Here is a 24,580-nt window from a genome sequence, read left to right on the forward strand (position 1 = left end):
AGTCAAGCCTGCAATGCTTTTAGCCTGGCCCGAAGTTGGGCGATTTCCTGCGCCATATCTACAACCATTACCGCCCCGACGAGATTTAGTCCTAAATCTTGGCGCAACCGTTGGATTTGACCAATGCGCGCAATTTCCCGCGCGTGCAGCATTGAGCCGATCGGCTCAATCAACCCGACTTGCACAAATTGCTCAATTATCATCGTTGAAGTTTCCGTCACCAAAGCTGCATATTCAAACGTATACAGCCGATCGCCATTTTCGGAAACAACCATAGTGGACAAGCTAAATTCGCTCATAGTGTCACCTCTTCTATTGCAGAACGTGGGTTAAAACTGCTACTCGCCTTAATTTTTTCATAACACTCCTGCTCGATTTCACTCAACTCCTTCGGAGACAGGATCAGAAGTTTCACAATTAGATCTGTGCGATCGCCTTTGGGTAATATCCAACCCTTGCCGCGCAGCCGCAGCGATTGCCCGGAATTTACCCCTTTAGGAACAGTCATCGTCACAGAACCATCTGGCGTTGGCACTTGGATTTGAGTACCTAAAACAGCTTCATCTGGGCGAATAGGAACCTCGCAGGTTAAATTATCACCCGAAAACTTAAAAAATGAGTGGGGAAATAGTTCGATCGTCAGATACAAATCGCCTCGCTGTTGAGAAAAAGGGCTGACGCGACCTTTTCCTTTAATCCGAATCCGACTGCCTGATTTAGCACCTGCGGGAATACGAACGTTAAGGGTTTCATCGTCCAACTGCAAGCGTTTCTGCACGCCGTGAAAGGCTTCTGAAAGCGAAAGCGCGATCGCCGCTTCAGTATCAGGTGCAGGTGCTTGAGTGCGAAATCCCGCAAAATCATCAGCCTGAGTCGAGGTACCCGAATAAGTTTGTCGCGATCGGCTTTGGCCGCCGCGACCCAGCAAATCCTTGATAAAATCATCAAAATTGCTGTATTCGTCGAAATTGGTGGACGGATCGAAATCAAATCCCCCGGCATTCGTGCTAGTTCCTCTAGGAGGAGCGCCGCCAGCTCCTGCTTGCTTCCAGTGCTGCCCAAATCGGTCATACTTTTCGCGCGTTTCAGGATTTGATAAAACCTCGTTTGCCTCATTCAAATCTTTGAACTTATCCTCAGCTTCTGGATTGCCGGGATTCACATCAGGATGATGTTTGCGGGCAAGTTTGCGATATGCTCGTTTGATTTCTTCAGGAGTTGCAGTTTTGCTGACTCCCAGAATGGTGTAGTAATCTTTGAAGTCGGTTGCAGTTGGCATGATTTAATCCTCAAAATCTGATTATTCTGCACTCAAAAACCTCAAAAAATAGACCTCTTGTAAAAATAGCCCAGACGGGAAAAATGCCCAGCCAATTTTTTTTCTTTCTTGTGTGATGGGCATTTTTTCCATACCCAAAATTAATTAAAAGGACTTTGGCAAAAAGTCTAATAGGTCATGCGCGTCAAAATACTCAATCTTTTTTGATGCTATCAATTGTTTGTTGAATCGTCACTAACCTGAACTATTAACTTGCCAAAGTTCTTCCCTTGCAGTAAACCAATAAAAGCGTGGGGTGCGTTTTCCAACCCTTTTACAACGTCTTCTCTGTACTTCAGTTTGCCTGCCTGCAACCACTGAGACATATCATTGATAAACTCTTCGTGACGCTGCTGGTAATCGCCAACCAGAAACCCTTGGATCAGCGCACGTTTAACCAATAGCGGCATCAGATTAGGGCCGGGAGGTGGAGTTTCGGCATTGTACTGGGAGATTAAACCTACTAATGGAATTCTGGCTCCCAGATTAATCTGTTGCAAAACTGCTTCTAGAATCGGGCCCGCCGTATGATCGAGGTAGACATCGATTCCATTTGGACAAGCAGCTTTTAATGCTGAATTCAGGTCTTGAGTTTTGCGGTTAATGCAGGCATCAAATCCTAATTCATTGACAACGTAATCGCATTTTTCATCGCTGCCAGCAATGCCTACTGCTCGACAACCCTTGATTTTGGCAATTTGACCGACAACTGCACCAACAGCACCAGAAGCAGCAGAAACCACGACTGTTTCGCCGGCTTTCGGCTTGCCAATATCTAGCAGTGCAAAATAGGCTGTCATTCCGGGCATTCCGGTAATGCCTAATGCGTAAGAGATTGGTACTTGATTGGGGTCGAGTTTTCTCAAGGTTTCGGCTTTGGCGATCGCATAATTTTGCCAACCGCCATATCCCAGCACGAAGTCTCCGGCTGAAAATTGGGGATGGTTTGATTTCACCACTTGGCTGACGTTGCTCCCCACCATGACTTCGCCTAACTTTGCCGGACTTGCATAGGACTCGCGATCGCTCATTCGCCCTCGCATATACGGATCGAGGGATAGGTAAATGGTGCTGCTGAGTATTTCTCCCTTTCCCGGTTCTGGAATTGCTGTTTCGACAACGGCAAAATTACTCTCTTTGGGTTCTCCCGTCGGGTAACTTTTGAGCAGGATTTGTTGGTTCATTGACTTAGACATAAATGACTCCTTTATTGATAGATTGCTTTATCGATCGCACAGCGGAAGAATTCGCCTTCAGACTCAAAGCGATCGCTCCCCAAAAACCAGCCTACCCGAAGATGAGTCGGGATTGTGTAGCCGTCAAAGGTACTGCTTTGCTCGACAATTCCCCCAAAATCCACGTAGTGAAACGCTTCACCTTCTGGATTGCCCCAGCGATCGCCTCCCCAAATCGGCAACCCCTTCGCCCAAGTCGTCGCCCGCCAGATCATCCCCCGATCACCGTAGATAACTTCTTCTCCCTTGAAGGGATGCCATTTTTGATCGAGTTTGATTTCACCGTGCATCCACAGTCGAACGGCGGATGCGAGGGGTGTGCCGGGGGCGATCGCATTCTCCAAATAGCGACGGGCTAGATTGGGAAGATTGATTAATGATTCAGGATTGAAGGGGCGATCGCTCTTCGGTGCTGATTCCCACAAATCGTCTAGAGAAATTTCTGGGATTTTAGTCATGTTTTAAAAGGTTTCAAGGGCAAGATACAGCACTTTGCGCTGAAGATTTGGTTAAAACTACGATGTATGTTACTGGTTAAAAGCTTTTGGTTAAAAGAACTACCACAGATGAAGCGCTCACAACTACGGCATTTTTTTTATTGATGCGCTTCTCTCCGCGTTAGGATATTATCTAGAATAGCGATCGCATCATATATATATATGTATCCGCAGGCGGATATTCTGATTGCCCATCAACTCAACAATCTAATCGCAAGAAGCAGAAGTGCAACTATCAGCAAGCCACCATAGATCGTGAAAATGCGATCGGCGAACCACTTTGGCAAGCAGGAAATGTCGATGACTTGACAGTTAAAATTTGCTAGAGGCGATCGCTATTTCACCCAACTACAAATATTCCCAAATGATTTGATGTGTTTTAGAGGGCGATCGCCAATAATCTCTCCGAACTTATCAACAAAGTCAACTATTTTTGCTTGCTTAATCTCGAACTGAAACAGATAATCTTAACGGACTTATCATTTCGGTCTAATGGTGAAGCCCAACGGCGGCAAGCAACCTTGGTATCTTCACCGACACCTCGGCTCCGTCCGTTGCAGCAGTGTTAGGCAGCAGCTACATCTGCAAACAATTCCTGAATTATTTCAGCTACTTTCTGAATCCCACTTTGAAATATGTCTATATCATTTTCTCGCATACTATTGAGTATCTTAGGTAAAGCTTTCTTATCGGCTATTTTTTCGCAATAGTATTCAAATGACTCGAAGTGCTCAAATGCGCCATCCATTTTTTTGCGAAATATATAAAACACAATTGCTTTCTCAAGCATGTCTCTTAGCTTTTCATCTTCAATAAATGTGTACATTATGAGTGACAAGTAGCTAAAAGTGACTTCATACCTGATGTATGGATAAAGACGCAGCATTGAGCATATCAGCAGAATATCGGAAACCTGTGCTACATAAGAATACAAAGTAACTAGAAACACTTTAGCTTCAGGTTGGTCTGCCATAAGCTGAGTGTAGCCTGCTTGAGATGTGTTATGCATCTCAACTTTTCTGCGGAGCGAGATACCATTTTCATAGAAACTGTTGAATACTATTCTGTCGCGAACATAAGGTTCTAGCTTATTTTCGATATCTTCAAAAGTGTTGAAGTCTTCATAAAATGAATCTTGATCCTCATACTTTTTCCCAAATATACTCGATATAAAATTCATAAAGAATTTGTCAAGTAACTCGCGATGGTTTTGTTCACTTTCGACTGCCAGCAATTGAATTGGCAATATAAAAAAATTAAATTTATAGCTCTCTAGAACTTTGATGCTATCAATCAGTACACGCCGAAAATAACTTATATACTCACCCATATCAATCGAGTCTTCGCGAATCCTGAAGAAATGCTCTATCTTTAGAAAAGGGTCATGCAAGAGATGGAAGTCACCAAGTGATTTGAAATAGAACTGTTCATTTTCGGAAACGTTTAAGCAGATAGCACCACTCAACAAAAAGCATGTATTATATTCCGTCAAACTCTCAAGCTCTACATCAATAATGTCAAGTCGTTTCATCCAAAAATACTTGACCTCATCCATGAATAGTACAATTTGCCTTGCACTTAATTCGTCAATATTGTGGCTACTTGTAAACTGAGTAATCAGTTCATGATATTCCGATTGGAACTGTATGATATGTTGAAGAGTTGGTTGAGGCATTCGGGTATCCTAATTCGATATCATCAATGTTTCTGGAATCGCGTAGTTTTGCTTTAGCAAGTCAAACAACCTCATCATAACGTTGAAGCAGTCTGCCTTTACGTCAGGCAAGTTCTGAACAGCAAATATGTCTGGAACAATATGGTACTGATGGCTTGCATTATTGCACTTCAACATAGATGCTTCTCTAATCGCTCCCCACAAACCATGAGCAAAACTTGAATCGTAATCGTAGAATAGGTCATAAAGATACTTTTCTCCGACTTCTATACTTTTTTCTCTAATCCCTTGCTTGTCGAAATACTTTAAATCAACGTCTATAAACTCTTCCCATTTGATTTCATTCACTAACATGTCAGCTAATAGTGGGACAAAATGAGCTGATTCTTCCAAGTCATTTTCCCTAGCCTTCAACAAAACAAGTTTATATTTGCCGATTCCATACAACTTGTACTCTCCCCAGATTTTAGGATGATCGTTTTCCCGTTTCAACAAATACTTTATAATAATCAAAATCTCGATTATTGTTCTCACTCCGTGCCGGCCTAGAATTCCGTTCCCCAAGTTGTTGTCATGTAATTCGCAGAAGACTTTCAGCGCATAAGTGATTGAACCAACAATAACGTCAAATCTGTCATCTAAAAGTGATTCTTTTTTGTAGGAATTTGTAACGTACTCCAATATTTTTCGGAATTGTTCAATAAATGGACGATAATCGCTTTCACTCTCTTTATGCATTATGCTGATGATGTTACATTTTGTAATTAGTCCAATACTCTCCCAAAATTTTGATGTGAAGTCGCTATTCTCGTTATCTCCAAATGCGCCTTCCATAGCTCTTATGGTTGGTCGATACATTTTCATCTTTTCGTCATCATGACTAGTATGAGGATAATTTGAAAGTGCTTCAATTGTATCGGTTAAATCCTTTAATATTTTAAGCCTTCCACAAAATAGTTGAAACCCTATGATCAAAAAACGTATATCCGTAGCTTCATCAGACTGATGAGGGAAGTATATCTCTACTGCTTTAGTAATCTTCTTTAGTCTTTCCTCAAAATGAATTTCTATAACATTAAAGGCTTCATTAAATTCTGGATAGTCTTTAGCTCGATATAAAATGGTTAGAGGAGACAAAACAAAAGGCTCGATTTGATATAAAATGATTTGAAAAACAGATACTTGTTCGTCATGAGACAGTCCAAATATTTGCGACAATTTAGGTTCTGATAAAGTTGTAACCTGCGTAGAAATATTCTTCAATATTGCTCCCGCTTTTTCAAATCCCTCTTCTCTTCCATACTCCATAAGAATTAAGCCTAGCCATAAATATTGTGGCATTCGTTCTTTAGCCCATGAACTTAATTCCAGTTGGTCGCCAAAACCATCATTGAAAGGAGTAACTACTCTCCCTTGCCGACGAGGCAGTTTGTGATCACTAAGACTACTAACGTTCTTTTCGCTTGTCATAAGTTGATTTCTTTATTAAAAATTCACGCTAGGACTGGCACGATTTCAATCTTATGTCCACCGTTCAGTTGCTTAAGCCGCCCTTTGGCACGTCGGCTCTAAGCTCTTGCTAATCGGGGGGACTTTTTCTTTTGGAAGGTTTTGTTACATGAGCCAGCATAACTGTATATTATCCTATAACTACAGTCTGATTCTTGCTTTAATGACATATTACCTAAGATTTTCGTACAAAGTCAATGCGATCGCCCAAAAAAAATTGTGCGTGAATGTAAATTCTGCACCATAGGGAAAATATTGCCATCTCTCAGGTTCATCTTTGCTGAAGGCAGCTAGCGATCGCTTTAACTGCCCCATCAACTCTATTCTCGTTCTGAATCTTTTCTCCCAATATTTTAGCTTTCTGTTGGACTTCTTTTGTCAAAGCGTAGGCGATCGCGATGACTGCCACATCGTTTGTTCAAATCAGATAAATCTTTGTGCTTCGGGGGGTGCATTGTCAGCGTCTCGCCATTCCGCGTAAATCTCAGATTGCCGTTGTGATCCTCTTCCACGTGTGCGATCGCGCTGAGCGTCGATCGCAACTTTAATGGCATTGATGGGTAACTTCAAGCGTTCAGCGATCGTCAATTGCACCGGGCGATCGCCTCAACAATAGAGGGTGTGATGATGTCAAAGGCATCACAGACTTTCCAGCATTATTAACAATCGTTTCGGGCTGAACGCTTCACCTCATTTTATGAAAGGATTTCCACTTAATTCAGCAGCTCGTATGCCCCGCCACGTTCTAATGCACGGCGGTATGCGGGACGCGCGTGAATGCGATCGAGAAAGCCCATCAGTTTCGGTCGGCTGCTGTCCAACCCTACCTGTGCAGCCGCCGCCTCCAATGGAAAGCTCATCTGAATATCGGCTGCGGTGAACTCACTACCAACAAACCATAAGCTTTTCTCAAGTTCTGCTTCTACATAACCCAGATGCAGTGCGATTTGAGGATCAATGAACGATTTATTGACGCGAGCCACAATTGCCCGCGCGATGGGTCGAGCGAAAAACGGCATCGGACTTGTTTCGACTTGGTTAAAGACTAGCTTCAACACTAGCGGGGGCATCGCAGAGCCTTCAGCATAATGCAGCCAGTAGATGTATCGCAACCGTTCCGGCGTGCCAAGCTCTGGAGCGAGTCGTCCGCCACCGTAACGGTCAACTAAGTATTCGACGATCGCACCGGATTCAGCCAGAGTCAGCGCACCATCGGTAATCACCGGAGACTTGCCCAGTGGATGCACTGCACGCAGCGACGCGGGAGCGAGCATTGTTTTCGGGTCGCGCTCGTAGCGCTTGACTTCATACTCTAGGTCGAGTTCCTCTAGCAGCCAGAGCACTCGCTGGGAGCGAGAGTTGTTCAAGTGGTGGACAGTAATCATGTTTTTATTCTCAGCTTACCAAAAAATTGATGCGGTGAATTGTGAATGGTCAAGAGTGGATGTGTTGATAGAAAACTCGTTTAACGTTTTCGGCACAGAAGATATAGAGTCCGACAATTGCCGCCAGCACCAACAGGAATTCGAGCGGCAAGGATTGGAATCCCAGTAAACTTGCAAGCGGAGTATAGGGAAGGAAGAGTGCGATCGTGACGATCGCGATCGTGGCCATCAACAAATACTTTCCCGGCTTGCTCGCGAGAATCGATTGCCGCGTCCGAATCACCAGCACAATTATGGATGCAGAAATCACCGATTCCATAAACCAACCAGTTCTAAATTGCGCCTCGTTGGCGTGCAGCAGGAATATCAATGCTCCAAACGTCAGATAATCAAAGACAGAACTGAGTAAACCAAATACCAACATAAATTTGCGGATAAACTTGATATCCATGCGGCGGGGTTTGTTTACCAATTCCTTGTCTACGCGATCGGTGGCGATCGTCATTTCAGGAAAATCAGTCAATAGATTTGTGAGCAAAATCTGACTGGGCAGTAGCGGCAAAAACGGTAAAAACAGAGAAATACCTGCCATGCTGAACATATTGCCGAAATTAGCGCTCGTTGCCATAAACACGTATTTAAGCGTATTGTAAAACTTCATTGAGTTTATAAGCAATTATAAACAATAATGGTATCATATCGCTATGAGTGTTGAACAAGGAATACGCACAACTCAAAGAACGGAAGTCTCAAATGCAACTAACAGAGCGACACATCATCAAATCCACGGAAGACCGTTTCGCTCAAATTGACGAACTAGCTTTTAAATCCAAAAATCTCTACAATGCCGCCAATTACGTCATTCGTCAGAGCTTTATTTATGGATGGGGCTATATCGGCTACAACGAAATGAATGGCTTGATGAAGTCTCACGAAGCTTATAAGGCAATGCCTGCTAAAGTTAGTCAGCAAATTTTGATAATCTTAGACAAGAATTGGAAATCGTTTTTTGAAGCCGTTAAAGCTTACAAAGCTGACCCTTCAAAATTCACGAGTCGCCCAAAATGGCCGAAGTACAAAGATAAAACTAAAGGGCGAAACATTCTTGTCTACACGATTCAAGCAATTAGCAGCAAACAGTTGAAGAAAGGAATAATTAAACTTTCTGGCACTGAACTTTCAATTAAAACCCGGCTCAATCCCAACCAGATTTGTCAAGTTAGACTGGTTCCGAAATGTGATTCCTATGTAATTGAGGTAATTTACGATGAACCGGAGTCCACCATCAGCAATGCCAACTCTGTAGCTAGTATTGATTTAGGGCTGGACAATTTAGTAGCGCTAACTTCAAATCAACCGGGATTTATCCCTTTGTTGATTAACGGGCGACCATTAAAATCGATTAACCAGTTCTACAACAAACATAAATCCCGATTACAATCCCAGTTAAAAGGGAATCGTCAAACCTCATCCAGAATTCAGCGATTAACTCGCTGTCGCAACCAGAAGGTTGATAATTACTTGCATCATGCTAGTCGTGTGGTTGTTGACCATTTGGTAGTGAACCAAATTGGGACGCTGGTCATCGGCAAAAATGGACAGTGGAAAACTGATATCAATCTAGGTAAACAAACCAACCAAAATTTTGTCAGCATTCCTCACTCTCGATTAGTTGAGATGTTAGAATACAAAGCTCGGCTGGTAGGAATCACGGTAATTGTACACGAGGAATCCTACACATCCAGAGCAAATTTTGTGGGACTAGACCCAATTCCTGTTTATGGAAAAACAGAAAAAGAACCTGTATTCACTGGAAAACGGATCTCACGAGGATTGTACAAAACATCGACTGGTCGGTTAATTAATTCTGATGTGAATGCTTCGTACAACATTCTCAGAAAAGCAATCCCAAATGCGTTCAGCGATGGGATAGGGAGCTGCGTAGTTCAGCCTAGGCGGGTTAATCCGCTCAAAGTAAAACAGAAAGGGGAGGGCTGACGCCTCCCATGTCGTTGCAATAAATGACTATAGTTTTACCAGCTATTAGCAAACGTCACCCGTCCTTCATTCACACCCTCAACCAAAACATTTAGGTCTTTTTCCATCAGCACAATGTCGGCTGCTTCCTTCGCCACATCAACCGCACTCTCAACGGAAATGCCCACATCCGCAGCATGAAGCGCCGAGGCATCGTTAATACCATCTCCGAGATAGCCAACCACATTCCCCGCTTTTTTGAGCGCGATGATGATCCGCTCTTTTTGATTCGGCTCAACTTCAGCAAAGACATTGGTTTCTCCAACACGATGCAGTAGCGCTTCATCACTGAGCTTTTGCAGTTCGGCACCACTCAAAACCTTTGGTTTGGGTAGTCCTACCTGTTGAATGATACTAATCGCCACAGCCCGACTATCGCCCGTAATCATCTTCGGGGTGATGCCCAGGGCTATCAATTCTTTGAGGGTGTCAGCAATACCTGCTTTTGGTGGATCGAACAGGGCAAGATAGCCCATAAATGTCATGTTCGTTTCATCGTCTTTGCTGAAGGAATCGCGATTGTCGTAAGACGACACGCAAGCTCCGAAATTGCGGTAAGCAACTCCCAATACTCGAAATCCTTTGCTGCCCAATTCTTCAGCGCGTTGTTGAATCTTGTCCTGCTGCGGCGCAATGTCGATCGCAATTCCTTCACCAGTCTCTACCGTTGAGCAGACATCCAGAATATTCTTGAGTGCTCCTTTGGTGACAATTAGATGCGTATTCTCTTGTTTAAACAGGATGCTTAAGCGTTTGCGGTTGAAATCATAGGGCACTTCATCGAGCTTTTGATAGCCTGAGATGTCAAATGTCTTGTGTTGACGAATCGCTTGGTCGATCGGATTTACATAGCCAGATTCAGATGCAGCATTCAAATAAGCGTAGAGCAAAACCCGATCGCTCTCCTTGCCATCCACATCAACCGCCGAGTGAATTTTCACCTCCCCTTCCGTCAGCGTGCCCGTCTTATCTGTACAAAACACGTTCATGCTGCCAAAATTCTCGATCGCAGCCAACCGCTTCACAATCACCTGCTTCTTCGCCATTTGCTTAGCGCCGCGAGACAGATTGAGGCTGACAATGGCCGGCAGCAGTTGAGGAGTCAGGCCAACCGCCAGCGCCAGAGAAAATAGAAATGATTCCAAAACTGGGCGTTTTAGGTAAACATTGGCGGCAAAAATCAGGACAACCAGAATCAGCGTCACCTCCATCAGAAAGTAACCAAACTTGCTGAGTCCCTGTTCAAATTCGGTTTCCGGCGGCCTAAGTTTCAATCGTTCCGATACCTTACCAAACTCAGTCTCCTTTCCGGTATGCACCACCACTGCTTTGCCAGTACCGCTGATGACATTGGTACCCATATAAAGGATGTTAGTGCGCTTACCCAGATCGGTTTCAGCAGGCAAAACTCCACTAAGTTTGTCAGCCGGATAAGTTTCCCCAGTCAGCGCCGCTTCATTCACAGACAAATCTTTCGACTCTAAAATCAGGCAGTCACCGGGAATACTATCGCCAGCGTTAAGCAACACAATGTCACCCGGAACCACCTCTTCATTGGGGATTTCTTGAGATTTACCATCCCGCAACACCGTGGCTTTTACTTGCACCAAAGCCAGTAATTTCTCAACAGCATTTGTCGCTCCCCTTTCTTGCCAAAATCCTAGTAAGCCGCTAATTAGGACGATCGCCAAAATGATGATCGCATCTGCCGCATCTTTCAGAAAGATCGACAGCACAGCAGCAAAAATCAGAATCAAGATAATCGGACTCTTAAACTGGTTGAGCAACAGCGTCAGTGAGTTCGATTGCTGTTTTTGTTTCAGACTGTTCGCACCGTATTCGCTCAGGTGTTGTTGAGCATCCTGACTGCTTAAACCTGCGGGCGTAGACTTCACCTGAGTCAGCACCCGATCGGCAGGCAAGTTCCAAAACGTCGAAAGTTGTGAATTCATTGTTTTATAGCTAAATACGGTTCACTTAAGACTGTTCAGTCTGTAAAACCAGGTGAAAAATATATACTGCGATCGCTTTCCTACCCTTCGCGAACGCCTTCGGCGAACGGATCGCTTCGCTAACACGCGGACGTTCGCAATCACAAAAAAGCGTTAAGTCTTGTTTTATACCTAACTTTTAATTTCCTGTTCGATTTTCGAGTTTACCGCTAACTGACTTATCGGTTCCGAACTGAATGATTAGAGTTTTAAATGTAATGTTGCAAAATCAAGATGAAGCTGCTAAGGTGTATAACTGTGGGTACAAATGGGTCGGTGCCCGAGCGGTTAATGGGGGCGGACTGTAAATCCGCTGGCTACGCCTACGCTGGTTCAAATCCAGCCCGGCCCACCACAATTTACATAAAAGTTAAAAATTAAAAGTGTTAAATTAAAATTTTTAATCTTTTATGCCCGTGTAACTCAGGGGTAGAGTACCTCCTTGGTAAGGAGGAAGTCGCGAGTTCAAATCTCGCCACGGGCTTATCTTTCCAATCATTATGGCTGCGTCCTTTAGCAGTCTCACTCAATCTTTGATTGACGGCGGGCGCTGATTTTCCACTGATATCGTCTTTCAATAATATCAACAATATCGGGCATTTTATTTTACCTCATCGGGGACAAAAAGTTCTATGGAGTACCGTAAACTTATGCGGCCCACAATACTTGTCGCGCTTCGACTCAGTTCATGCTGAGTCAATTTGTGCTTAGTCTAAACTCCAAAGATTTGAGGTTTTTTGCTAATTCTCAATTTTCTGCCTTTAGGGAACCTGTGGCAATCACAGGCTCCCTTTTCTTTCCCTTGTTAGTCTAAACTCCAGTTGAGTCGGTGGGGGTAAAAAATCACGATATTTTCAGGGGCGGGCCCGGAATTGGCCACAAGATCACCTAACAGGGGCGATCGACCTTTAGGATCGCACAAATGACCAAAAATCAGCGTTTAAAAGTCAATATGCACGGAAAAAAGTATTCATTTCGGAGAATTGACAATTTTTTCACCTAGTGAAAGTGCCTATTTGAAAGCTCTAGTCGCACCCGATACCGCAAATCCCAGGCCGAGCCAAGTTACGATAAGAATTATTGGTTTTCTTGGCTGTTTGAAAATCAAGCAATTTTTGCTTGTTGGGCACATCAGCACTTGTCTGTTAACAGCTATGTTCTTGAGGAAGCGGTAAGCCCCGCCCCGCTTCCTTAACCTGTGGCCAAGACAAAAATGCTTGATGCCAAAGGTTTCTGCGGGGATGAGGTATTCAGCGGGAGTTGTTAAATATGAGTTTATCTTTTAAGCAAATGACCCTTTATGTGACTTTGCTGTCGATCGGCGGAGGCATGGGATGGTTGGGGAATCGCTACCTGCAAGCCCCAAATTATCTCGAAACTGGATCGGTTTTGCCCGTGGTGCGCCAGCAAATCCCGCCCTATGCTTCTCCTCCGGTTACAGAAAATCGCGCAGTCGATCGCACCAATCCTAATTTTATTGCTGAAGCAGCAGAAAAAGTCGGGCCTGCAGTCGTGCGGATTGACGCATCGAGCAAGGTGACGAATCAAGTACCGGAAGCTTTCAAAAATCCTTTGTTTCGCCGGTTTTTTGGGGACAATTTGCCGCAGCCGGAAGAACGAATCAAACGCGGCACCGGTTCGGGGTTTATTCTGACTGCTGACGGCCGCATCGTGACGAATGCTCACGTTGTCTCCGGTACGGATACTGTTAAGGTGACGCTCAAAGACGGCCGCGAGTTTGAGGGTAAGGTGCAGGGTGTCGATCCGCTGACGGATGTGGCTGTGGTTAAGATTAATGCTAAGGAACTGCCGCAGGTTGTTTTGGGTCGATCGGACAATATTGTACCCGGACAGTGGGCGATCGCGATCGGCAATCCTTTAGGTCTCGACAATACCGTGACTGTGGGCATTATTAGCGCTACGGGTAGAACCAGTTCCCAAGTCGGCATCCCCGACAAACGAGTCCGATTCATCCAAACCGACGCAGCCATCAACCCCGGTAATTCAGGCGGCCCCCTGCTCAACGACCAAGGCGAAGTAATTGGCATCAATACCGCCATTCGCGCCGACGCTCAGGGCTTGGGATTTGCAATTCCGATCGAAACGGCCAAACGAGTTTCCGATCAGTTATTCGCCAAAGGAAAAGCCGAACATCCCTATCTCGGCATTCAAATGATCGGCTTGACTCCCGCCACCAAAGCAGAAGTCAACAAACAACTAGATAATAAAATCACCCTCGATCGAGGTGTAGCCGTAATGCGAGTGGTGGAAAATTCCCCCGCTCAAAAAGCCAACCTGCGCGCCGGAGATGTGATTCAAAAAATTGACGGAATTGCGGTCAACACTCCCGGAGACGTGCAAGAACGGGTGGAAAACGCTGCTGTCGGCAAAGAACTCGAAGTGGAAATTAACCGTTTGGGTCAAGTTCAGAAAATTAAAGTACGTCCGGGTGCTTTTCCCGTATCCGCTAGCCCCGCCGGTGGATAATTTCAACAGTTGACATGATGCAGCATACAGGTTGAGAGTTTACAGAAGGACGATCGCGCGAGGAGATGCCGAGGGAGAATGAATCTGATGCTCGATCGTTCCCGACACAAAAACCGGGTTTTTTACTACAATCCTCCGTCTATCGCGAGGTATATAGGATTAAAAACCCGGTTTCTTAATTCCCTGTCCATCCAGGATTGTTTATTTTTGGAACAACATTCATCTTTATGGCTTCGGCAAACCGTTGATCTGTTTACTTTTCTTTAGGAGAGTTTGGTTTAATCGAACTCGTGCTGGCTAAATTTTCTTCTAGGTGCATCCTCTGCTCCATTTGCCTGAGAAAATAGCCTGTCATCATCGCGGAAGCTAGCAAACCTGCTAAATTTTCGCGGTCGGTGGTAATTTGGACATTAAAATTGTCTGAAGGCAATACCCCGACAAGTCCTTGGACGTTATGAGAGATAATTTCTTTGATTTCAGGGCTGGCGGACTTGGCGATGCGGGCTAGAACCTCGGGAGATTGGTGTTGGAGGTACTTCAGAAGTGGGTTGACTGCGGTTTGTTGGGCATTGTCTGGGTCAAAGTCAGGGTGAAAAACCATTTGGCGATTCTTAATTTCTGGCTGGCTACATTCTACTTCAAACTACTCGTCATTGCTTCGGCACAAATTTGCCTGAAAGTCAATTTGCAGTTGTTTGGGGAGTTGGTCTACTTGAAAGTACCTATGAAATTTCTCGGTAACTTGTAACCAATACGATCGCCCGTCGGTAGGCTTCCGCTTGCGAACAAAGCCCATTTCTACCAGTTCCTGCACTTGTTGGTAAGCTCCAGAACCCCGCAAATTCACTAAATCCGGCTGTGCGATGCCGCCTTTGAGGGCGATCGCCGCCAGCGTCCGCAAAGCTCCCACACCTAATTCTGGAGGTATCAAAGTTTGCATCAAACTGGCAAACTCGTCTCTCAGTTGTAGGCTGTATCCCGTGGGAGTTTCGACGACTTCTAGGGCGCTGTCGCGGCGGGAAGAGTCAGACATGAGTTCAATAATGGCATCTTCGGCGGCAGGTCGATCGCACTTAGCAATCTCGGCAATTTCTGCTATTGAGACCGGCTGACCTTTAAGGTAAAGTATGGCTTCTATTGTTGTGGCTAAGCGAGTCATTGGGAAATTGGTAATCGAAAATTGGGATGTTGAAGTTCAACTAGACAGCAGGAGTCCCGCACTCTAACTGTACTCCGTTGAGTGACGGGAGGAATGCGCGTCAGGCCTGACTGCCGAGCAAATCTTTGATTTCCGCTATTGCAGTATTGGTTTTCACGAGATACGATAACACCAGAGTTTGTGAATGTAATGTCCCAAGTAATCACCGCCAAGCTAAAACTCAAACTCACTGCCGAGCAAAAAGCTTTGGTGACTCAGACTACTTTAGCCTACCGAGATGCCTTGAATTACACTTCACAAGTCGCTTTTGACGCAGGTAAAACCAGCAATGGTGCTAAGCTGCAAAAAGCCGTCTACAACGAACTGCGGGTGAGATTTGGACTTGGAGCCCAAATGGCTTGCAACGTACACAAGTTTCTGGAACCTACAAAACTCTGTGGACTAAGGTAAAACAATCTAACGATGCTATTGCTTCATGCTACACCAAGAGACGATATAAAGGGTTAGACAAAGCCCCTAAATACATCTCTCGAACTTGCACCCTAAATTATCAGCGCGACTACTCTTTTAAAACCGAAAGGCGAGTGAGCATCATCACTCTCCAAGGTCGAATAGTAGTTTTGTATGATGGCTACAACAAGCATTTAGACTTAATTGCCAATGGCGCAAGGATTGGAGCAGCTAAAATTGTCTATCAGCGTTCCTCCAAAATATATTACCTGATGGTAAGTATTGAAGTAGAAACGCCTAAAATTAACCCACTAAAAATAACTAGAATTTCTGGTGTTGACGTGGGTATGCGCTACTTAGCGGTAGAAACAGACTTACAAAATAAGTCTAAATTCTACTCAGGTTCAGATGTTAGACATAAAGCTAACCGCTACCATAAAGCACGGATGACTCTTCAGCGTAAAGACACTCGTTCAGCGAAGCGAAGATTAATCGCTTTGTCTGGGAGAGAGACACGGTTTATCGCTGATGTAAACCACCAAATCAGCAAGGATATTGCCAAACCTAACACCCTGATTGGACTAGAAAACCTCACCGGAATCCGGGACAGGACTAGCACTAAATCGGGCAACAAGGCAAGCAAGAAGAGGCGAGTAGCTAATCGAAACAAAGCTAAATGGTCTTATGCCGAATTGCATGGGTATATTGACTACAAAGCCAATCTAAATGGTTCCTTAGCAACGAAAGTTCCGGCTCATTACACGTCGAAAAGTTGTCCTAAATGCGGGCATACTTCCGATGCTAATAGACCAAACAAAAGTATCCGCTCAATAAGTAGGGGTAGCAGAGAAAAAAAAGTAAGCAGAGTGCACAAAGTGTCATAAAATAGGAGACATGACGCCAAAGATTATTTAACAAGACAAGTCATCCTCCGATTTACTGCAAACCATCGACCCAAAAGGGATTGCAGACGAATCAATGCTTCAGACAGTAGAGATATTACTGAATCTAATAGAGCAATTACAATTAAAAGTCAAAGACTTGGAGTCAGAGAATCAACGGTTGAAAGATGAAAACAACCGATTGAAGGGAGAACAAGGAAAACCAGACATCAAAGCTAACTCCAAAGGATTCAAAAGTCAGCACTCATCAGAAAAAGAACGAAAAACGCCAAAAAAGCACAAAAAAGGCAGTAAGAACGCGACGATTAAAATAGATCGAGAAGAAATACTAGAATATCCGAAAGACCAACTGCCGGCAGATGCAAAATTCAAAGGATACGAACAAGTAATCATTCAAGATATCAGCTTGGCAACCGACAACATATTGTTCCGCAAACAGAAATATTATTCACCCTCAGTCGGAAAAACTTATGTAGCAGAATTACCATTAGGCTACGAAGGAGAATTTGGACCAGGAATAAAAGCCTTAATCATCAGTTTATACTATGGGGGTAATATGACGATGCGGCAAACTACTAGATTTTTTAGCCGATTTAGGTATTTCCATCTCAGCCGGTTATTTATCCAACCTGTTAATCAAAAACCACTCCAGTTTTGAAACCGAGAAAAAAGAAGTTTATGATTCAGGACTAGCGAGTAGTCTGCAGGCAACACTTCGACCAAACAGGTGCGCGTGTAGGTGGAGTCAACCATACCACTAATATCATCTGCAACCCTTTATATACAGTATACTTTACAACAGCTAATAAAGATAGACTGACGGTACTGAAAGGATTACAGCCCGGACGAGAACTAGAATTGATGCTGAATCCACTCACATTCTCACGAATTCAGGACTTCAAAATCCCGATTAAATGGCAGAATGTTCTCAAGCTATTACCTCAAGAAACCGTGTTGAGTGAGTCACAGTTTAATCACCTACTGAATAATTATCTACCCAAACTGGGTGTTCAGCAACTGACCCGCATTAGGGAAGCAGCAGCTATTGGTTTCTATCATCAGCAAACTGATTGCCCAGTCGTACAAACTCTTTGTTGTGATGATGCCCCCCAATTCAAGTTAATCACTGCCGATCGAGCGTTATGTTGGGTACAGGAGGGAAGACATTACAAAAAGTTAAGCCCAGTATTCGCTTGCCATCAAGTAATTTTAGGGAAATTTATCGAAGATTTTTGGGATTATTATCGGGAATTATTAGCTTATAAAGATGCTCCCAGTCCCGAAGCTGCACTGCTTTTAAGGTCTAAATTTCGGCGGCTTTTTGAAACTCCAAGCGGCTATGAATTGTTGGAGGAACGCAAACAATTAACTGCTGCCAAAGTATCGGAGTTGCTCAGGGTTTTAGAGCATCCTGAATTACCTCTGCACAATAATCCGGCTGAGTTAGCTGCCAGAACTATGGTGCAGCGACGTAATATTAGCTATGCAACTCAGACAATTGAGGGTACTCAAGCCTGGGATACTTTTATGTCTCTTGTTGCTACTACTCGTCAGTTGGGAATCAGTTTTTTTGATTATGTCCGTGACCGAATTTCTCAACTTGGAATTATTCCCTCTCTCTCCACTATTATTTGCGAAAAATCTTCTCTTCATCCCTTGGGTTTGTCTTGGCAACTAGAATAACTCCTTCCCCTACTTATTGAGCCGATACAAACAAAGGACTATTGTTTCAATGCGAATGTTGTAGTCATGAGTTACACGCTGATTTGATTGGTACACGAAATATTGCAATGAGAGCGTTGCTTGTCCGGCAAGACTGGATGAGTACGGGGAGCTTGTCAGCATCCCCTAATGTATCGGGCCGTGAAACTAAAGCTGAGATTCTCTCTAGATTCTCGGAATTGCGGTGGAGCTCAGATACAAGCCCACACCATAGAGGTACTCCGCTTGGTGATGGGTAGTTGACCAATCATTAGTGTAATTGATTTAACGAAATTAACCGATATTTGTGACTTCTGTATCGTGCATCAAGGGAATTAGCAATCAACATTCTCATGAAACTTATCCAATACTTCTGGTGGTTCTGGCATTTTGCCTGCTGTTTACAGGCTTTTTAAGAAAAGTTTTTTACAATAAGTCGGGACGGTTTTTAATCACCAACTGTAGAATCATAGTTAGTTGATTTGAGATTTTATATTTCAATACAGTTCACTTGAGATTATCTGAAAATAGAAACGAAGCAAACAAGAATATTTATTTTTCATAACTTTTTACCGCCTGCATCGTCTTAAATAAACCGTATTGATCTATAATCAACGCTACTACTGCGATAATGATATCTACTAACTGTAGCACGATTTTATGAAAATGGTATAAGAGTTTTGCGATCGCTAGCGCGTGCAGTATCAAATACTAAATCCGAATTGTTTTTTTGAGGGCGTTGCTAAACTTGAATATGAATTCAGATTGTTCGCTATCAACCCAAGAGGATTTGCCGGCTTCATATTCATAAACCATAAACCTAGTTAAATCATAAATTTCTAGTTGATAATCCTCAATCTTTCACAATAACCCGGTTTCTTTCTTGTGAGTAAATCCTGCTTAAGAAAGCCGATTTGACTCAGTTTGATTTACCCGCAATTGGGATGTTGATTCCCGTCTTGCCTTCAGCCACCGTCTCCGTTCCCAATTCACCGAACCAGTGATTAGTAAAACACTGGGTATTAAGCCGATGAATACATAGAGAATACGACTATAAATTCCGCCAAAAAGACCGAAATGAATAGTACCCATCGCAATCATAAACTTTAACATAGGTGGCGGTTCTACAACGCGATTCACTGTCAACACTTCCCCACTATATCGGTTCAGTTCTACATTACTCAGAGCAAACCGAATTAACTCGTGAGGAAGTTGCTTGCTAACTGTAATTTTTTCTGGTTCATGTTCGTCAAAAACTACATAAGTCGTTTTTCCGTCCGGCATAGCTGCATCAGCTTTGCGTAACAGTTGACTTAAAGCTATGGGTTGTTTCGCAGGGGGCAAGACTTTGGCCAATTGCGGAGGTTGCAGTTTAAGGGTATGAGAAAATTCTCAAGTAGGAATTCTACTAACTCTCTACTTGATGGTAGCAATCCCTAACTTAGCTCCCTTAATTCGGCGCAATCGATCCATAACTTCCACAACATTTCCGTGATTGACACCTTTATCCGCGTTCAAAATAATTAAAGAAGTCTGATTAGAACCCATCACCTCGCGCACCGCACCCTCAATCTGGTCTAAGTTGACTGGCTTTTTATCAACCATTAATTTTCCCGATTCATCAATGGTGATGGTAATTTTAGAAGGTGCTTCCTGACTTTGAGAGGTTGTCGCTTTTGGTAAATTTACCGGCAAACCCTCAGATTTGGATAAAGACAGAGAAGAAATGATTAAAAACGTCAATATAGCGAATACCACATCAATCATTGGCACGATATTGATCTGAGCAATGTTATCGGGTTCATCGGGTAGACGCATAGTTAGATTCTCTCGGTAGTTTTTCGTAGCGGTGACGGTACAATAATTCTAGCTGCCCTCCAGCTTCCTGAATAAAAGCAATTTGTTGTAAGTAAAACCCGCGAAACATATTGGCAAATAACAGCGTAAAAATTGCCACCACTAACCCCGTTGCCGTAGATACCAGAGCTTCGCTAATCCCACCGGTAACGCCTGCTGCATTGCTGCTGCCGGCTTCTCCCAGTTTGAGCGAGCCAAAAGTAGTAATTAGTCCCAAAACAGTGCCGAGCAACCCAAATAGTGGGGAAAGGCTGATAATGGTATCAAATATTGTATTAAATCGCTTCAGAATAGGGATTTCTGCCTGAGCGCCACTTTCTAGGGCCAAACGAAATTCTTCGATGTTGGGCGAGTCTAATTCTAAAGCTTCTAAAAAAATCCGGGCCAAAGGCAAATCGGCGTTTACTTGTAATTTTTTGATGGCGGAATTGGGGTTTTCGCGGTAGAGATTTAGAACTTCTCGCACGACTCGCCGCTGCCGCCGATTTACCCGAAACCAAAAGGCAAGACGCTCTATAATCAACGCTACTGCTGCGATTGACGAGGCAAACAGGGGCCAAGCAACAATGCCGGCAGCGCGAAAAATGTAAATCAAAGTATCCATTAGAAAGTATCCATTAGTTTGTACTCTCGCGAGATCCGTCGATCGCAGGGGGTCTAATGCTGCAACCCCTTGCGACAGAAGGCTGGTAGATGTTTCTGTGTCAAGTTGGCACAAGTGATTCAGACGGAGAATTGTTTCACTCCTTGGCGCGATCGCGATCGCACTTCCCGCACTACCTGTATCTGAGTATCTTTGCCTGTAGTCGAAATGCTCCTACTGTTATCCCTATCGATTTTTCTGTCAGTGCTTTGTTGCTAAAATTTGCATTAGGAGTTGACAATAGCAGTCAATAATTAAAAAGATTCTCAACTAGAATTTCACGATTGTTCGGGAATGTCAAGCGATCGCACCCAACATACTATACAAATTAACTATATGCTAGTTTATAAACATAAGCGATAATTATAAATTAAAGGCTTGAGAATACTGATTTTTTTTGGTAGAGTATGGCTTAGAGTATTGCAGTTAAGGAATTTGGGAATTTTATCTGCCCGAATTCGACCGCAAACAGCGCCCGCGTGAGTAACACAGACAGCAAAACAGAATGCTAGGTGATAGTATAAACTCGCTATATAAAAAACAAATAAATGAGAATAATTATAATCTAACTAAAGAAGGAGATTCATCAGGCATGAGTTTTTCAAACGTTTCGGCGACGCAAAGACAACAAGAACAAGAGGCTCTCAAAAAAATTCTGGCGATCGGCCTGCTAGCCTCAACCATACTGCACGCTGTTGTACTGCCCTTGAGCCTCAAGTTGGTGGTCAAACCGGCTGAATTTCCAGACGATGCCATTGAAATTGTCATGCTGGATGAACCTAAAGTAGAGGAAATCAAGCCAGAGCCAGCTATTCAAGAAAAGGTATCTCCCCCGCCGGAGACATTCAAACCAGAACCGCCACTAGAGCCAACTCCCCCAGAAGAGCCACCCGTAGCAGTAACGCCACCGCCAATTCCAGAGGCGCCACCCGTAGCGGTAACGCCACCGCCGATTCCAGAGGAAGCCCCGGTAGCAGTAACGCCACCGCCGATTCCAGAGGAAGCCCCGGTAGCAGTAACGCCACCGCCGATTCCAGAGACACCTTCTGCGATCGCACCTAAACAGGATTTGACTCCCCCAGAAACTCCTCCAAGCCCGATCGCCAACGAAACCAAAACCCCATCGCCCGATCCTCCCAAAAATGATAGCCCGATCGCCAGTGAGGAACCTCCTAAAAGCGAACCACCCGTTACCCAGTCTCGCCCCAAGAGCGCTGAGAGTTCCCCAGATTTTACTGCAGATGCTGGAAATCCCAAGTCATCGAATAGTCCTGAAAACAATAACTCGCCCTCGCCATCCTCAGAGGCATTAAATCCTGCTTCTGGCCCCATAGCCCGATCGCCAGCAGCCGGCCCGCCAGTCACAGCTATCAGGCCAGGAGGCGGCAGCAATTCGGCAAGTGCGATCGCCGATGTCACAAATCCAGCAGGAAATACCGCCCCGAGTGAAAGCGAAATATCTTCCTCAGAGCCATTTGCGGCCGGTTCTGGCCCCATAGCCCGATCGCCCGCAGCCGGCCCGCCAGTCACAACTACCAGGCCTGGAAGCGGCCGCAATTCGGGAAGTGCGATCGCTGATGCCACAAACCCTTCCTCTGGTCCCGGAGGCGGAAACCCCCAGAGTGAAAGCGAAATATCTTCCTCAGAGCCATTTGCGGCCGGTTCTGGCCCCATAGCCCGATCGCCCGCAGCCGGCCCGCCAGTCACAACTACCAGGCCTGGAAGCGGCCGCAATTTGGGAAGTGCGATCGCTGATGCCACAAACCCAGCAGGAAGTCCCTCGAACTCAGCATCCGGTGGTAGTGGAACTGGTGGGGGAGGCTCTTCAGAGCCCTTTGGCAGTGGTTCGGGCTCAGTGCCAAAACCGAAAAACTCTGGTGGAGGGGGGAGTGCTTCCCCTGCTTCGGGCCCGGCACCAGGCACTTGCATTAGCTGCGGTAAACCTGAATATCCCAGCGCCGCCAGAAAAGAAGGGCGTCAGGGTCAAGTCAAAGTCAAGTTTGATATTGACCCCAACGGTACGGCATTCAACATCGCGATCGAGACTTCTAGCAAATACGACGACTTCGATCGCGCTGCGATTAAAACAGTAGAAAGATGGAAATTTGCCTCATCAGAAAGCGGCATTCAAGGAAAAGTAGCATCCATTACCTTCCGACTCAATGAGTAGGGATTTTCTGGAAACCTAGCAATTTGGCTGGGAATTCCATAGCACCAAGAAAGCAACTGTAAATCTAAAAATTGAATTTTGTGTGAATTATGAATTTTGGAATGTCGCCAGCAATATTAAGTAAACTTCAGCGATTTGGATTCGCTCTATTACTTGGCTCCAACTTGGGAATGGCTGAGTTATTCGCAAACCCTCACAGCGCAATGGCAGGAGTGATTACTTTACCCGATGGCGGACGTTGTGAGGGAGAATTGAGCGAGGGAAAACTCAGCGGGCCCGCTAGGTGCGAATATGCCAATGGCGATCGCTATGAAGGGCAATTTCTCAACGGCCAACCTCACGGTAAAGGTGTCTATTCTTTTACAGCAGAAGGTCGATAAGTAGTTAATCAAAATTAATTACATAATTATCTCCAAAATTTTTAAGAATTATTTCGACAGATGAAACAAGAGATTGCCAGCTAGAGTAGGCATCTATTTCGAGCTATTCATATTTTATAAACCGCCACAAAATCTCAATTAAATTTAATTCAGGTGAATAAGTCGGTAATTCAAATATAGTTAAGCCACGTTCTTTCCATTCTTCAATTTTATCTAAAATGGCATTGCTAGTATGAATAGAAGCTTGATCTACCACAATAAGTGTTGGCCGCTTTACCACAGCAAAGAAAGTATCACTTGCAGGCTATGATCACATCAGAATTAATTGTCTGCTCTGCAACATAAGCAGGTCGAATGTTTTGCCAATTCATGATTCCCAAAACATTTAAATGCTTAGTTCTACGACTATCAACTATAGTCATTTCAAATAAGTATGAGACACTCTTCATGCACAATAAGCACGAATAACTTCATCAAGAGATGTGCCAGGAGACGCATACATTTTAGCTCTTTTTAATGCACTAAAATCATGCTCAATATCATTTAAGTCAGGAGAGTATTTTGGTAAAAATATTATCTGATGACCCGCCTCCTCAACCAATAGTCTAATGACCGTTTTACGATGAATGGGTGCATTATCCATAATTAATATAGATGGACTTGTTAAATCTGGTAACAAATATAAAGATAACCATCCTTCAAATCCTTCTGCATTCAAACTACCCATAAAGAGCATTGGTGCAATTAAGTCCTTCTTTCCTTTTCTTCTTCCTGCTACTAAATTTTCTCTTTTTCCCCGTTGTCCTGGTATGAGCGCCATAGACTTTCTTTCCTCTTTTTGAAAGGCATACACAGAACCTTCAAATTCCTCAAATCCTGACTCATCAATGAATACAAGACTTTTGCCACCATAAATTTTAATTAATTCTCTCAGATTTCTATAATATTTCATTCTTTTTTCTCTATTTCTTTCTTTATAAAAAATTCTTTTTTTTTTGTAATTTTCAGTTTCTTTAAGGCATAGCAGATGGCACTAGGTCGAACGCCTGAAAGTTTTTGCTCTTTCTACTCATCTTGCTGAGCGGATTTTTTTCAACATCTTTTTTGAGGGCTTCCCAATCTAACTTTCGTTGACGGTGGTTGACCTGAGTTGGTCGAAGGTCTTCCCTACCTAGCCATCTATA

At 44.1% G+C, this 24,580-nt stretch carries 24 protein-coding genes, 2 tRNA genes and 2 pseudogenes; 10 read left to right on the top strand and 18 right to left on the bottom strand.

What is annotated here, in order from left to right:
* Positions 1-2: 2 nt before the first annotated feature.
* From QUA01_RS12045 to QUA01_RS12090, 10 genes are all read right to left on the bottom strand, one after another.
* Positions 3-299 (bottom strand): chaperone modulator CbpM, encoded by a 297-nt coding sequence (locus QUA01_RS12045; RefSeq protein ID WP_333092020.1) that lies wholly within the window; start codon positions 297-299, stop codon positions 3-5.
* Positions 296-1,279 carry a J domain-containing protein gene (locus QUA01_RS12050; protein ID WP_333092018.1) on the bottom strand — a complete coding sequence of 328 codons (984 nt, stop codon included), beginning with the start codon at positions 1,277-1,279 and terminating at the stop codon, positions 296-298. Before QUA01_RS12050 ends, QUA01_RS12045 begins: the two co-directional genes overlap by 4 nt.
* 212 nt (positions 1,280-1,491) lie before the next feature.
* Entirely contained in the window at positions 1,492-2,514 is a 1,023-nt protein-coding gene (locus QUA01_RS12055; protein ID WP_333092017.1) for an NADP-dependent oxidoreductase, read from the bottom strand.
* Positions 2,515-2,525: 11 nt separating this feature from the next.
* Positions 2,526-3,011 carry a DUF6920 family protein gene (locus QUA01_RS12060; protein ID WP_333092016.1) on the bottom strand — a complete coding sequence of 162 codons (486 nt, stop codon included), beginning with the start codon at positions 3,009-3,011 and terminating at the stop codon, positions 2,526-2,528.
* A gap of 604 nt (positions 3,012-3,615) precedes the next feature.
* The gene (locus QUA01_RS12065) at positions 3,616-4,725 is read right to left on the bottom strand and encodes a hypothetical protein (RefSeq protein ID WP_333092015.1); all 1,110 of its coding nucleotides are present in this window, start codon (positions 4,723-4,725) and stop codon (positions 3,616-3,618) included.
* A gap of 9 nt (positions 4,726-4,734) precedes the next feature.
* Positions 4,735-6,195 (bottom strand): DUF5677 domain-containing protein, encoded by a 1,461-nt coding sequence (locus QUA01_RS12070; protein WP_333092014.1) that lies wholly within the window; start codon positions 6,193-6,195, stop codon positions 4,735-4,737.
* Between the two features lie 210 nt (positions 6,196-6,405).
* Entirely contained in the window at positions 6,406-6,549 is a 144-nt protein-coding gene (locus QUA01_RS12075) for a hypothetical protein (protein ID WP_333092012.1), read from the bottom strand.
* Positions 6,550-6,587: 38 nt separating this feature from the next.
* A complete protein-coding gene (locus tag QUA01_RS12080) occupies positions 6,588-6,788 on the bottom strand; it encodes a hypothetical protein (protein ID WP_333092011.1) in 201 nt (66 codons plus the stop codon).
* 159 nt (positions 6,789-6,947) lie between these two features.
* Complete coding sequence (locus QUA01_RS12085; RefSeq protein ID WP_333092010.1) at positions 6,948-7,619, bottom strand: glutathione S-transferase; 672 nt, start codon at positions 7,617-7,619, stop codon at positions 6,948-6,950.
* A gap of 49 nt (positions 7,620-7,668) precedes the next feature.
* The gene (locus QUA01_RS12090; protein WP_333092009.1) at positions 7,669-8,280 is read right to left on the bottom strand and encodes a cation transporting ATPase C-terminal domain-containing protein; all 612 of its coding nucleotides are present in this window, start codon (positions 8,278-8,280) and stop codon (positions 7,669-7,671) included.
* Between the two features lie 92 nt (positions 8,281-8,372).
* Here QUA01_RS12090 and QUA01_RS12095 point away from each other — a divergent pair.
* Positions 8,373-9,666 (top strand): annotated as a pseudogene (locus QUA01_RS12095) (RNA-guided endonuclease InsQ/TnpB family protein).
* Here QUA01_RS12095 and mgtA read toward each other — a convergent pair.
* On the bottom strand, positions 9,653-11,608 hold the full coding sequence (gene mgtA / locus QUA01_RS12100) for a magnesium-translocating P-type ATPase (protein ID WP_333092008.1): 1,956 nt from the start codon (positions 11,606-11,608) through the stop codon (positions 9,653-9,655). The pseudogene QUA01_RS12095 and the gene mgtA sit on opposite strands and share 14 nt — an antisense overlap.
* A gap of 309 nt (positions 11,609-11,917) precedes the next feature.
* Between mgtA and QUA01_RS12105 the strand changes: the two genes are divergently transcribed.
* From QUA01_RS12105 to QUA01_RS12115, 3 genes are all read left to right on the top strand, one after another.
* Positions 11,918-12,002, top strand: a tRNA-Tyr gene (locus tag QUA01_RS12105).
* 57 nt (positions 12,003-12,059) lie between these two features.
* Positions 12,060-12,131 (top strand) — tRNA-Thr (locus tag QUA01_RS12110).
* Positions 12,132-12,916: 785 nt separating this feature from the next.
* Positions 12,917-14,134, top strand: coding sequence for an HhoA/HhoB/HtrA family serine endopeptidase (locus QUA01_RS12115; protein ID WP_333092007.1), 1,218 nt, complete (start codon positions 12,917-12,919; stop codon positions 14,132-14,134).
* 253 nt (positions 14,135-14,387) lie between these two features.
* On the opposite strand, the gene QUA01_RS12120 is transcribed toward QUA01_RS12115, so the two are convergent.
* Both QUA01_RS12120 and scpB read right to left on the bottom strand, forming a co-directional pair.
* On the bottom strand, positions 14,388-14,735 hold the full coding sequence (locus QUA01_RS12120) for a DUF760 domain-containing protein (RefSeq protein WP_194010056.1): 348 nt from the start codon (positions 14,733-14,735) through the stop codon (positions 14,388-14,390).
* Positions 14,736-14,777: 42 nt separating this feature from the next.
* Positions 14,778-15,293: an SMC-Scp complex subunit ScpB gene (scpB, locus tag QUA01_RS12125; protein WP_333092006.1), complete on the bottom strand. Its 516-nt coding sequence runs from the start codon at positions 15,291-15,293 to the stop codon at positions 14,778-14,780.
* 189 nt (positions 15,294-15,482) lie between these two features.
* Between scpB and QUA01_RS12130 the strand changes: the two genes are divergently transcribed.
* The 4 genes from QUA01_RS12130 to QUA01_RS12145 all read left to right on the top strand — a co-directional run bounded on the left by QUA01_RS12130 (position 15,483) and on the right by QUA01_RS12145 (position 18,328).
* Complete coding sequence (locus tag QUA01_RS12130; RefSeq protein WP_333092005.1) at positions 15,483-15,743, top strand: hypothetical protein; 261 nt, start codon at positions 15,483-15,485, stop codon at positions 15,741-15,743.
* On the top strand, positions 15,692-16,627 hold the full coding sequence (locus QUA01_RS12135) for an RNA-guided endonuclease InsQ/TnpB family protein (RefSeq protein ID WP_333092003.1): 936 nt from the start codon (positions 15,692-15,694) through the stop codon (positions 16,625-16,627). The genes QUA01_RS12130 and QUA01_RS12135 overlap by 52 nt, the downstream gene beginning before the upstream one ends.
* Positions 16,628-16,805: 178 nt before the next feature.
* Entirely contained in the window at positions 16,806-17,303 is a 498-nt protein-coding gene (locus QUA01_RS12140) for a hypothetical protein (RefSeq protein WP_333092002.1), read from the top strand.
* A gap of 203 nt (positions 17,304-17,506) precedes the next feature.
* Positions 17,507-18,328 carry a hypothetical protein gene (locus QUA01_RS12145; RefSeq protein ID WP_333092001.1) on the top strand — a complete coding sequence of 274 codons (822 nt, stop codon included), beginning with the start codon at positions 17,507-17,509 and terminating at the stop codon, positions 18,326-18,328.
* A 918-nt stretch (positions 18,329-19,246) separates the two neighbouring features.
* Here the strand turns inward: QUA01_RS12145 and QUA01_RS12150 are convergent.
* The 3 genes from QUA01_RS12150 to QUA01_RS12160 form a co-directional block, all read right to left on the bottom strand.
* Positions 19,247-19,690, bottom strand: a complete 444-nt coding sequence (locus QUA01_RS12150; RefSeq protein ID WP_333091999.1) for a PepSY-associated TM helix domain-containing protein — start codon at positions 19,688-19,690, stop codon at positions 19,247-19,249.
* Between the two features lie 72 nt (positions 19,691-19,762).
* Positions 19,763-20,164 carry an ExbD/TolR family protein gene (locus QUA01_RS12155; RefSeq protein WP_194071171.1) on the bottom strand — a complete coding sequence of 134 codons (402 nt, stop codon included), beginning with the start codon at positions 20,162-20,164 and terminating at the stop codon, positions 19,763-19,765.
* Positions 20,148-20,807 (bottom strand): MotA/TolQ/ExbB proton channel family protein, encoded by a 660-nt coding sequence (locus QUA01_RS12160; protein WP_194071172.1) that lies wholly within the window; start codon positions 20,805-20,807, stop codon positions 20,148-20,150. The genes QUA01_RS12155 and QUA01_RS12160 overlap by 17 nt, the downstream gene beginning before the upstream one ends.
* Before the next feature lie 631 nt (positions 20,808-21,438).
* On the opposite strand from QUA01_RS12160, the gene QUA01_RS12165 reads away from it, so the two are divergent.
* Both QUA01_RS12165 and QUA01_RS12170 read left to right on the top strand, forming a co-directional pair.
* The gene (locus QUA01_RS12165) at positions 21,439-23,016 is read left to right on the top strand and encodes an energy transducer TonB (RefSeq protein WP_333091996.1); all 1,578 of its coding nucleotides are present in this window, start codon (positions 21,439-21,441) and stop codon (positions 23,014-23,016) included.
* Positions 23,017-23,186: 170 nt separating this feature from the next.
* The gene (locus QUA01_RS12170; RefSeq protein WP_333091995.1) at positions 23,187-23,396 is read left to right on the top strand and encodes a hypothetical protein; all 210 of its coding nucleotides are present in this window, start codon (positions 23,187-23,189) and stop codon (positions 23,394-23,396) included.
* A 103-nt stretch (positions 23,397-23,499) separates the two neighbouring features.
* Here QUA01_RS12170 and QUA01_RS12175 read toward each other — a convergent pair whose 3' ends face one another.
* Both QUA01_RS12175 and QUA01_RS12180 read right to left on the bottom strand, forming a co-directional pair.
* Positions 23,500-23,652, bottom strand: a complete 153-nt coding sequence (locus QUA01_RS12175; protein WP_333091994.1) for a transposase — start codon at positions 23,650-23,652, stop codon at positions 23,500-23,502.
* 189 nt (positions 23,653-23,841) lie between these two features.
* Positions 23,842-24,580 (bottom strand): annotated as a pseudogene (locus tag QUA01_RS12180) (transposase); the annotation flags it as partial.

This window comes from Microcoleus sp. S36a_B3 (assembly GCF_036700745.1).
Lineage (GTDB): Bacteria > Cyanobacteriota > Cyanobacteriia > Cyanobacteriales > Microcoleaceae > Microcoleus.